This is a genomic window from Kitasatospora sp. NPDC056651 (genome assembly GCF_042792155.1).
In the GTDB taxonomy this organism is placed as follows: Bacteria; Actinomycetota; Actinomycetes; order Streptomycetales; family Streptomycetaceae; genus Kitasatospora.
Map to the genome: position 1 here is coordinate 1 of NZ_JBHTWX010000168.1, position 10,872 is coordinate 10,872.

Genomic DNA, 10,872 nt, shown 5'->3' on the forward strand with positions numbered 1-10,872 from the left:
GCCTTCTCGGGGGTCTTCGGGGTCGCAACCCGCCGCGGGGGGGGGCGATCCGGCTGGGGGCTCGCCCGCGGGGGCGCCCGGGGCGCCCGGGCGCCGAACATCCGAGCCACTTTCCTCCGCCGGGCCGAGGCCCCGGAACCCCGCCAGGGTTCCGGGGCCTCGGCATGCCCGCGTCCTGGGTGCTCCCATGGCGCTCCACCGAGCCCCGCCGTCCCGGCCGGGTTACGCCGTTACGCCGGTCGGATCGACTACGGCCAGGCGCCGAACGCCCGGGCGGCGGGGGAGGAGGTGGTCGGCCTCGGACCGCGGCGCCCCGCGAGGGCGGCCGCTCCCGGCCCGGGAGCTGCTGGAATCACTCAGCGTCGCCGCTCCACCGGCCGGGCCGGGAGGGCGACACGCCCCAGGACGGGGCAATCCGGCGTGCGGAGGAGCGGATCCCTTGTGATCGTGGGCGGGTGTGATCGTCACACTTCGAACCTCCGTGCTCACAAGGAGCGACGCAATGCGTATTCGCACCACCTTCGCCGCCACCGCCCTCGCCGCGGTGACGGTCCTCGCCGGCGCCGGGACCGCCTCCGCCGGTGGCGCCGAAGCCAACGGGGCCGCCATCGGCTCGCCCGGTGTCCTGTCCGGCAACGTGATCCAGGTCCCGATCAACCTGGAGGCCAACATCTGCGGGAACTCGATCGACATCATCGGGCTCCTCAACCCGGCCTTCGGCAACATCTGCGTCAACGAGTAGCCCAGCGCGCTGGGGCCGTCCGTCGAACCCGACGGGCGGCCCCAGCGCCGTGTCCGCACCCCCGTTCGGGGGTGGTGGCGCGGGGCCGCGGCGGCGAGCATGGTCCCCGTCCCGCACCGCCGCACCCAGGAGCCAGCCCGTGCCGACCACGCCGACCCCGCGCAGCTACGCCTCCGGCACCTCGGACGTCCCGCTGCTCGGCGACACCATCGGGGAGAACCTCGACCGCGCGGTGCGCGCCTTCCCCGAGCACGACGCCCTGGTCGACCGGGCCACCGCCCGCCGCTGGACGTACGCCGGACTCGCCGCCGACGTGGACGCCCTGGCCCTCGGCCTGCTGGCACTCGGGATCGCCAAGGGCGACCGGGTCGGCATCTGGGCCCCCAACTGCGCCGAGTGGACGCTCACCCAGTACGCCACCGCCAAGCTCGGCGCGATCCTGGTCACCGTCAACCCGGCCTACCGCGCCCACGAGCTGGAGTACGTGCTGAACCAGGCCGGCATCCGGCTGCTGGTCGCCGCCGAGAGCTTCAAGACCTCCGACTACGCCGGGATGATCGGCGAAGTCCGGCCCCGCTGCCCCGCGTTGGAGAACGTCCTGCTGCTCGGCAGCCCCGCCTGGGATTCCGTGATCGCCGCCGGCCGGCGGGCCGAAGCCCCCAGCCTCGCCGAATTCGCCGAACGCCAGGCCGAGTTGTCCCCAGACGACCCGATCAACATCCAGTACACCTCCGGGACGACGGGCTTTCCCAAGGGCGCGACGCTCTCGCACCACAACATTCTCAACAACGGTTACTTCGTGGGCGAGTTGCTCGACTACAGCGAGCATGACCGGATCTGCGTCCCGGTGCCCTTCTACCACTGTTTCGGCATGGTGATGGGAAATCTGGCCGCCACCTCGCACGGCGCCTGCATGGTCATTCCGGCCCCCACCTTCGAGCCCGGCGCCACCCTGGCCGCCGTCGCCGCCGAGCGCTGCACCTCGCTGTACGGCGTGCCGACCATGTTCATCGCCGAACTGGCCGACCCGGCCTTCGACAGCTACGACCTCAGCAGCCTGCGCACCGGCATCATGGCCGGCTCGCCCTGCCCGAGCGAGGTGATGAAGGAGGTGATCGGGCGGATGGGCATGACCCAGGTGTCCATCTGCTACGGCATGACCGAGACCTCGCCGGTCTCCACCCAGACCCGGGTCGACGACCCGGTCGAGCGGCGGGTCGCCACGGTCGGCCGGGTCGGCCCGCACCTGGAGGTCAAGGTGGTCGACCCGGCCACCGGCCGTACCGTCCCGCGCGGCGAACCCGGCGAACTGTGCACCCGCGGCTACTCCGTCATGCTCGGCTACTGGGGCGAACCCGAGCGCACCGCCGAGGCCGTCGACGCCGCCCGCTGGATGCACACCGGGGACCTCGCCGTGATGGACGAGTCCGGCTACCTCGCCATCACCGGGCGGATCAAGGACATGGTGATCCGCGGCGGCGAGAACCTCTACCCGCGCGAGATCGAGGAGTTCCTCCACACCCACCCGGACATCCTCGACGTCCAGGTCATCGGCGTCCCCGACACCAAGTACGGCGAGGAGCTGATGGCCTGGATCCGGATGCGGGAGGGCGCCGAGCCGCTCACCGCCGAGGCCGTCCGCACGTACTGCGCCGGCCGGCTCGCCCACTTCAAGATCCCGCGCTACGTGCACGTGGTCGAGGAGTTCCCGATGACGGTCACCGGGAAGATCCGCAAGGTCGAGATGCGGGCCGAGGCCCAGCGGATCCTGGGGTTGTAGGGCCCGCTCCCGGTCTCCGCCCGGGTGAGTCCGGGGAGCGCGGTGGCCCGCCCGGCGGGAGAGTGTGATCATGCCCCTCGACGTCACCGTGGAACGTCTGATCCCCCTTCCGCCCGCGGCGGTCGCCGCCTACGCGATGGACTGGCGCCACGACTCCGAGTGGACCCAGGGCATCCGCACCGCCACCCTCACCCGGGAGGCCGACGCCGGCGGCTTCGGCACGGGCGCCGAGGTCACCCGCACCGCGCGCTTCCTGGGCCTGTCCTTCGGGTACGTGCTGCGCGTGACGCGCCACGACCCGCCGACGGTGCTCGACCTGGTCTCCGTCGCCGGGCCGATGCCCATGCGGGTCACCTACACCTTCGAACCCACCCAGGCCGGCACCTTCGCCCGCATCCGCGTCCGCGGCGGCCTCCGGCCGGCCGCCCCGCTGATGTCCCGCCGGGTGCGCGGCGCGCTGGCCGAGGACCTGCGCGCCCTGGAGCGGCGGCTCACGGGCTGACCACCGCCGTTCCCCTGGCTCCCGACCTCACCTGCCGTTCCCCTCCCTCCGGTAGGGTGCGCCGACACCGCAGCCGGATCGGGAGAGGTACAGGGCATGAGTTCGTCGCCGACAGCGGTCGGGCCGGGGGAGCTGCGGCGACACCTGGGGGTGTTCGACGCCGTGGTGATCGGGCTGGGCTCGATGATCGGCGCCGGCGTCTTCGCCGCCCTCGCGCCCGCCGCCGGAGCCGCCGGGTCCGGGCTGCTGATCGGCCTGGCGCTGGCCGGCGTGGTGGCGTACTGCAACGCGACCTCCTCGGCCCGGCTGGCCGCCCGGTACCCGCAGTCCGGCGGCACCTACGTCTACGGCCGTGAGCGGCTCGGCGACTTCTGGGGCTACCTGGCCGGCTGGGGCTTCGTCGTCGGCAAGACCGCCTCCTGCGCCGCCATGGCGCTCACCGTCGGCTCCTACGTCTGGCCCGACCAGGCGCACGCCGTCGCCGTCGCGGCCGTGGTGGCGCTGACCGCCGTCAACTACGCCGGCGTGCAGAAGGCCGCCTGGCTGACCAGGGCGATCGTCGCGGTCGTCCTCGCGGTGCTCGCCGCCGTGGTCACCGCCTGCCTGGCCGGCGGCGAAGCCGACACCGGCCACTGGGCCGTCGGTACGGACGCCGGCCTCCCCGGCATCCTCCAGGCCGCCGGTCTGCTGTTCTTCGCCTTCGCCGGGTACGCCCGGATCGCCACCCTCGGCGAGGAGGTCCGCGACCCGCGGCGCACCATCCCCCGCGCCATCCCGCTCGCCCTGGGCATCGCCCTGGTCGTCTACGCCGCCGTCGCGCTCGCCGTCCTGGCCGTCCTCGGCCCCGACCGCCTCGCCCACACCGCCGCGCCCCTGGCCGACGCCGTCCGGGCCGCCGGCGCACCGGGACTCGCCCCGGTGGTACGGGCCGGAGCGGCGGTCGCCGCCCTCGGCTCGCTGCTCGCCCTGATCCTCGGCGTCTCCCGCACCACCCTGGCGATGGCCCGCGACCGCCACCTGCCGCACCCCCTGGCCGCCGTCCACCCCCGCTTCGGCGTCCCGCACCGCGCCGAACTGGCCGTCGGCGCGGTGGTCGCCCTCGCCGCCGCCTTCGCCGACGTCCGCGGCGCGATCGGCTTCTCCTCCTTCGGCGTCCTCGCCTACTACGCCGTCGCCAACGCCGCCGCCTGGACCCTCACCCCCGCCGAGGGCCGCCCCCCGCGCGCCGTCCCCCTCCTCGGCACCGCCGGCTGCCTCACCCTCGCCTTCGCCCTCCCCGCCGCCTCCGTCCTCTGGGGCGCCGCCGTCCTCGCCCTCGGCGCCGCCGCCTACCTCGCCCGCAAGTCCCTCACCCGCCGCGCCTGACCTCCCCGGGAACGCCGACGGCCGGCGAGGGCTGGTGCCCTTCGCCGGCCGTCGGGGTTCGTGGCGGCTCAGTACCGTGCGCCCCACTCCTGGTCGGTGGAGACGATCTCGCGGCCGAGCGGCATCAGCGAGATCGGGATCATCTTGAGGTTGGCCCAGCCGAAGGGGATGCCGATGACCGACAGGAACAGCGGGATGCTGGTGAGCAGGTGCCCGATCGCCAGCCACCAGCCGGCGAAGATCAGCCAGATGACGTTGCCGACGCAGGACGCCGGTCCGGCGTCCGGCCGTTCGACGGCGGTGCGGCCGAACGGCCACAGTATGAAGCCGGCGATCCGGAACGACGCGATGCCGAACGGGATCGTCACGATGAGGACGCAGCAGATGATTCCGGCGAGCGTGTAGGCAAGCGCCATCCAAATGCCGCAGAACAGCAACCAGATGACGTTGAGGACGAACTTTATTGCCTTCATGGCCGGTACCTTCTCATGATTCGTGGCCTTGCACCTACGACCGAGCCATGCCCGCGCATGACGGCCTCCATACCCCTTAGGGGGCGAATCTCAGGGGCCGTTCCGGGACGTCCCCCAGAGGTGCGGAGCAGTGGGGGGAGGGAGGTCAGGCCGCGGTGTCCAGGCGGTGGCGCTGGTCGTCGTCGAGGGTGAGGTCCAGTGCGGCGAGGCTCTCGTCCAGTTGGGCGACGGAGCTGACGCCGATGATCGGGACGGTCGGGACGGGGTGGCCGAGCAGCCAGGCCAGGACCACCTGGTTGGCGGTGGCGCCGGTCTCCTCGGCGACCTCGGACAGCGCGGTCAGCCGGGCCTTGGCCGCTGGCCACTGGTACTGCTCGGGGAGCGGGCGGTCGGGGCGGGAGTAGGAGCCGCCGAGGAGCGGGGAGTAGGCGATCAGGGTCATCGAAGGCTGCTGGGCGAGGTGGGAGAGCAGGGCCTCGTCGGCGTGGCGCTGGATGCCGAAGTCGGCGTCGGGCCGGGGGCGGAGGTAGCTGTGGCGCTGCTGGACGCACCGGTAGCCGGGCCAGCCGCGGCCGGTGGCGAGGTCGTTGGCCGCGGCGAGGTCGGCGGCGGTGTGATTGCTGCACCCAAGGGCGGTGACCTTGCCGTCGGCCACCAGGTCGGCGAACGCGCCCATGGTCTCCTCGACGGGCGTGGCCGGGTCGGCCACATGGGCGTAGTAGAGGTCGACGCGGTCGGTGCCCAGACGGCGCAGGCTGCCCTCGGCGGCCTCGCGCAGGGTGCGGGCGGAGAGGCCCTCTTTGTGTTCGGGGAAGGGGAGCCCGGGCACCGGGCGGGCGCCGGCCTTGGTGGCGAGCACCAGGTCGTCGCGGTTGCCGCGCCGGGCGAGCCAGCGGCCGAGCAGCTCCTCACTCTCGTGGCCGTTCGCGCCGGGCGCCCAGAAGGCGTAGTTGTTCGCGGTGTCGATGAACGTCCCGCCGGCTTCGGTGTAGCGGTCGAGGATCGCCGTCGCGGTCTCCTCGTCGACGGTGGTGCCGAAGGTCATCGCGCCGAGGCAGAGCGCGCTCGCCGACGGTCCGTCAACGCCGATGCTGCGATGGTGCATCAGTCTTCCCTCCAGGGGTCGGTGGTGGCGCCGGTCGTGACCGGGCCACCGGAATCATGACCCATCGCGCGGCGGCGGCTTCCGGAGCGGGCGGTTCGGTGACCGCCTCCTGACCGTCCGGTGCGGTGTGTGGCGTAAGGTCGGGATACCCTGCGGGGGTAGGTGAGCACGACGCGGACGGGAGGCGGAGGATGGCACGGTTGCCGCGCCTGCTGCTGCTCGCCGCGCTGCTGCTCGGCATCGTGACGATGCACACGCTCGGTCATCCGGGCGGCGGGCACGAGGCCGCCGGGGCGCACGCCTCCGCGATGCGCCAGGTGGGCGCTCTCCACCACGTCGCGCACGCCGGCACGCGCGAGCACGCCGCTTCCGGCGCTTCCGCCGCCTCCGCCGTCGATCCTGCCGCCCCCGGCGGCATGGACCCGATGACGGTCTGCCTCGCCGTCCTGGCCGGCTGGACCCTGGTGCTCCTCCTCGCGGGCCCGCTGCTGCGCCGCAGCGGTGACGCCGCGGCCGACGTACGGGCCCGGCTGTTGCGGGCCGTTCGCGCGCTGCCCCCGCCCGGGGGCGGGCGAATACTCCTCACCCGGCTTTCGGTGCTGCGTCAGTAGGCGCGCGCCCGTCGTCCCGTGCCCGCGCCCAACCGGGAGCGCCCGCGCGCACATCCGCGCGCCCGCTCGCACCCCGAAGCGCCCGCACCCTGAGCGCTCGCACCCCGAAGCGCCCGCGCACGGAACGGCAGACGCGACGTCCCGCACACCCACACACCGCACGAGGTGCACTCCGTCATGCGCACACCCACCCGCCGTACCGTCCTCGGCTCCGCGCTCGCCGCCGCCGGAACCGGTCTGCTCACCGCCTGCTCCTCCGGCTCGATGAAGGGCATGGACCACGGGTCCATGGACCGCGGACCGGCGAGCGGCACCGGCAGTCCGGCCGCCGCCCCGGCCGGCTACCTCACCCCGAACGGCCCCGAGGTCGCCGCCGCCGAGGCCAGGCGCAACCCCGGCCCGGAGCGCAAGGTCGCGCTCACCGCCACCGAGACCACCCTCGACCTCGGCGGCCGCACCGTCCGCAGCTGGGCGTACGGCGACCGCCTGCCCGGCCAGGAGGTGCGGGCCACCGTCGGCGACACGCTCGCCGTCACCCTCGCCAACCACCTCCCGCAGCCCACCTCGCTGCACTGGCACGGCCTCGCGCTGCGCAACGACATGGACGGCGTGCCGGGCCTGACCCAGGCCGACGTCAAGCCCGGCGCGTCTTTCGAGTACCGCTTCGCGCTCAGCCACCCGGGCACCTACTGGTTCCACCCGCACTCCGGCGTCCAGCAGGACCGGGGCCTGTACGCCCCGCTGATCGTCGAGGACCCCAAGGAGCCGCTGGCTTACGACAAGGAGTGGGTCGTCGTCCTGGACGACTGGGTGGACGGGATCGACGGCAGCACCCCGGACGCGGTGCTCGCCGAACTCGCCAAGGGCATGGGCGGGATGGGCGGCATGGGCGGGATGGACCACTCGGGGGGCTCCGGGCACGACATGTCGTCCATGCCGGGCCACGACATGTCCGGGATGCCCGGTAGGGGGAGCGCTCCGGGCGGAGGCGGCCCGAGCCGGATGCTGATGGGCGCTCAGAGCCCGCTGCTGGGCGGCGACGCGGGCGATGTCGCGTACCCGTTCCACCTGGTCAACGGCAAACTCGCCGCCGCCCCCGAGACCTTCACCGCCAAGCCCGGCGACCGGATCCGCATCCGGCTGGTCAACGCGGGCGGTGACACCGCCTACCGGGTCGCGCTCGGCGGCCACGAGCTGACCGTCACCCACACCGACGGCTTCCCGGTCGAACCGGCCACCACCCAGGCGCTGTTGCTCGGCATGGGCGAGCGCTACGACGTGCTGGTCACCGCCAAGGACGGCGTCTTCCCGCTGACCGCGCTGGCCGAGGGCAAGAACGCCACCGCGCTGGCCGTGCTGCGCACCGGCGGCGGCGCCGCGCCCGACGCGTCGGTGCGTCCGGCCGAACTGGACGGCAGGCTGCTCACCGCCGGACAGCTCAAGGCCGATCCGGGCGTCCGGCTGCCCGCCAAGGCGCCGGACCGCACGGTGAAGCTGGAGCTCACCGGCGGGATGGCGAAGGCGGACTGGGCGTTCAACGGCCGCGCGTACGACCCGGCGCAGCGCTACCCGGTGGCGGCGGGCGAGCGGGTGCGGCTGGAGTTCCGCAACAGCACCGCCATGTGGCACCCCGTCCACCTGCACGGCCACAGCTTCGCGCTGCCCGGCGACGGCCCGCGCAAGGACACCGCGATCGTGCTGCCGGGCACGACTCTGGCCGTCGACTTCGACGCCGACAACCCGGGCCTGTGGATGGTGCACTGCCACAACGTCTACCACGCGGAGACCGGCATGATGACCGTCCTCGGCTACCAGGCCTGACCCCCGGCTCCCCCCCCGAGCGAAAGTTCCGGGTATTCCATCTCGGACGGAGCCCCCGGGGGAACCCCGGGAGACCTTCGGCAGGACCCCGGGCCGCACCACCGGCCCGGGGTCCTGCCGCCCCCGGCACCCGACGCCCCGCACCGTGCCACCTGCGCCGTGCCACCTGCGCCGTGCCACCCGCGCCGTGCATCCGCGCCGTGCATCCGCGCCGTGCATCCGCGCCGTGTCACCTGCGCCGTGCCACCCGCGCCGACCTGCGCGGCAATGACGTTTTCTTAACGCGGGCCGGTAGCGGATTCTTAACGCCCGTCGCATAGCCTGTCGCACTGCCGTCGCCCGACGGCGTTTTTACGGGGTCTTTAAACAAGAGGTGCAAGGTGGTTTCGTCGGGTTCGACGGAGACGGCGGAGGCGGACGCGCCGTCGGCACGAATACGCCTCCGTAGCTGGCTGCTGGAGGACGTGACCGCGGCGAAGCCCGCGCAGCAGCCGGCGGCAGGGGGCGCCTCGGAGGACGCCGCGCGGACGCCGTCCGAGGGCACGGCGGCGTCGGGGGACGCGGCCGCGCACGGCGCCCACGCCGGCCAGCGCTGGTGGCGGGTGATGTGCCTGACCGGCCTGGACTACTTCTCGACGCTCGGCTACCAGCCGGGCATCGCGGCCCTCGCGGCGGGTGTGCTGTCGCCGATCGCCACCATCGTGCTGGTGGTGGTCACCCTGCTGGGCGCGCTGCCGGTCTACCGGCGGGTGGCCAAGGAGAGCCCGCGCGGTGAGGGCTCGATCGCGATGCTGGAGCGGCTGCTGTCGTTCTGGAAGGGCAAGCTGTTCGTCCTCGCCCTGCTCGGCTTCGCGGCCACGGACTTCCTGATCACCATCACGCTGTCCGCCGCCGACGCGAGCGCGCACCTGGTGGAGAACCCGCACCTGACGAGCTTCCTCGGCGGCAAGCAGGTGCTGATCACGTTGGTCCTGGTGGCGCTGCTCGGCGCCGTCTTCCTCAAGGGCTTCAGCGAGGCGATCGGCCTGGCCGTCGTGCTGGTGGGGGTCTACCTGGCGCTCAACGTGGTCGTGGTGGCGGTGGGCCTCTGGAAGATCATCGAGGCGCCGCACGTGGTCACCGACTGGACGGACGCGCTGACCGCCCAGCACGGCAACCCGATCCTGATGGTCGGCGTGGCGCTGGTGACCTTCCCGAAGCTGGCGCTGGGCCTGTCCGGTTTCGAGACCGGCGTCGCCGTGATGCCGCACATCAAGGGCGACCCGACCGACACCGAGGCCGACCCGGCCGGCCGGATCCGCGGTGCCCGCAAGCTGCTGACCACGTCCGCCGTGATCATGAGCTGCTTCCTGATCGCCACCAGCTTCATCACCACGCTGCTCATCCCGGCCGACCAGTTCAAGTCCGGCGGCTCCGCCAACGGCCGCGCCCTGGCGTACCTGGCGCACGAGTACCTGGGCGGCGCCTTCGGCAGCGTCTACGACCTCTCCACCATCGCGATCCTCTGGTTCGCCGGCGCCTCCGCGATGGCGGGCATGCTCAACCTGCTGCCCCGCTACCTGCCGCGCTACGGCATGGCCCCGCACTGGGCGCGCGCCGTGCGGCCGATGGTGATCGTGCTGACTCTGATCGGCTTCCTGGTCACCTGGATCTTCGACGCCGACGTGGACGCCCAGGGCGGCGCCTACGCGACCGGCGTGCTGGTGCTGATCAGCTCCGCCGCCATCGCGGTGACCATCGCCGCCTACCGCAAGCACGAACGCGGCTGGACCATCGCCTTCGCGGTGATCTCGGCGATCTTCCTCTACACCACCGTGCTGAACGTGATGGAGCGGCCGGACGGCCTGAAGATCGGCGCCTGCTTCATCGCCGGCATCATCCTGGTCTCGCTGCTCTCCCGGCTGCGCCGCGCCTTCGAGCTGCGCGTCACCAATGTGGCGCTGGACGATGTGGCGGAACGTTTCATCCGGGACTACGCGCACCGCCCGCTGCGGCTGATCGCCAACGAGCCGAACCACCGCGACGTCGCCGAGTACCGCGACAAGATCCGCCAGATCCGCGCCGACAACGACATCCCCGGCGAGGACGACCTGGTCTTCGTCGAGGTGACCGTCCGCGACGCCTCCGACTTCGAGGCCGAGCTGACGGTGCGCGGCGAGGTGCTGCACGGCCGCTACCGGGTGCTCACCCTGGAGAGCTCCAGCATCCCGAACGCGCTCGCCGCACTGGCGCTGAACATCCGGGACCGCACCGGGCAGCAGCCGCACCTCTACTTCGAGTGGACCGAGGGCAGCCCGTTCGCCCAGTTCCTGCGGTTCTTCCTGTTCGGGCAGGGCGAGGTGGCGCCCGTCACCCGCGAGGTGCTGCGCGAGGCCGAGCCGGACCGCGCCCGCCGCCCGCGGGTCCACGTCGGCTGACCTCCGGGCCGTTCACTCCGCCCGCGGCCCCGACGGCCCGTCCGCTCTACGAGAGC

General features: G+C 73.1%; 9 protein-coding genes. 7 read left to right on the top strand and 2 right to left on the bottom strand.

Translation table 11 applies throughout. From position 1 onward, the window contains the following. Nucleotides 1–502: 502 nt before the first annotated feature. From ACFRAR_RS36760 to ACFRAR_RS36775, 4 genes are all read left to right on the top strand, one after another. Nucleotides 503–742, top strand: coding sequence for a chaplin (locus ACFRAR_RS36760; RefSeq protein ID WP_380704446.1), 240 nt, complete (start codon nucleotides 503–505; stop codon nucleotides 740–742). A 139-nt stretch (nucleotides 743–881) separates the two neighbouring features. Continuing rightward, entirely contained in the window at nucleotides 882–2,522 is a 1,641-nt protein-coding gene (locus tag ACFRAR_RS36765; RefSeq protein ID WP_380704448.1) for an AMP-binding protein, read from the top strand. 70 nt (nucleotides 2,523–2,592) lie between these two features. Beyond that, nucleotides 2,593–3,024, top strand: a complete 432-nt coding sequence (locus ACFRAR_RS36770) for an SRPBCC family protein (RefSeq protein ID WP_380704450.1) — start codon at nucleotides 2,593–2,595, stop codon at nucleotides 3,022–3,024. Nucleotides 3,025–3,120: 96 nt separating this feature from the next. Further along, nucleotides 3,121–4,389, top strand: a complete 1,269-nt coding sequence (locus ACFRAR_RS36775) for an APC family permease (RefSeq protein ID WP_380704452.1) — start codon at nucleotides 3,121–3,123, stop codon at nucleotides 4,387–4,389. A gap of 68 nt (nucleotides 4,390–4,457) precedes the next feature. Here the strand turns inward: ACFRAR_RS36775 and ACFRAR_RS36780 are convergent, their stop codons facing one another. Both ACFRAR_RS36780 and ACFRAR_RS36785 read right to left on the bottom strand, forming a co-directional pair. Beyond that, complete coding sequence (locus ACFRAR_RS36780) at nucleotides 4,458–4,862, bottom strand: YccF domain-containing protein (RefSeq protein WP_380704454.1); 405 nt, start codon at nucleotides 4,860–4,862, stop codon at nucleotides 4,458–4,460. Nucleotides 4,863–5,007: 145 nt separating this feature from the next. Further along, the gene (locus ACFRAR_RS36785) at nucleotides 5,008–5,967 is read right to left on the bottom strand and encodes an aldo/keto reductase (RefSeq protein WP_380704456.1); all 960 of its coding nucleotides are present in this window, start codon (nucleotides 5,965–5,967) and stop codon (nucleotides 5,008–5,010) included. A 191-nt stretch (nucleotides 5,968–6,158) separates the two neighbouring features. Here ACFRAR_RS36785 and ACFRAR_RS36790 point away from each other — a divergent pair, with 191 nt between their 5' ends. The 3 genes from ACFRAR_RS36790 to ACFRAR_RS36800 all read left to right on the top strand — a co-directional run bounded on the left by ACFRAR_RS36790 (nucleotide 6,159) and on the right by ACFRAR_RS36800 (nucleotide 10,816). Then, nucleotides 6,159–6,578, top strand: a complete 420-nt coding sequence (locus tag ACFRAR_RS36790) for a DUF6153 family protein (protein WP_380704458.1) — start codon at nucleotides 6,159–6,161, stop codon at nucleotides 6,576–6,578. Between the two features lie 177 nt (nucleotides 6,579–6,755). After that, a complete protein-coding gene (locus tag ACFRAR_RS36795) occupies nucleotides 6,756–8,399 on the top strand; it encodes a multicopper oxidase family protein (protein WP_380704460.1) in 1,644 nt (547 codons plus the stop codon). Nucleotides 8,400–8,779: 380 nt separating this feature from the next. Beyond that, nucleotides 8,780–10,816, top strand: coding sequence for an amino acid transporter (locus ACFRAR_RS36800; RefSeq protein ID WP_380704462.1), 2,037 nt, complete (start codon nucleotides 8,780–8,782; stop codon nucleotides 10,814–10,816). The last annotated feature ends 56 nt before the right edge of the window (nucleotides 10,817–10,872 follow it).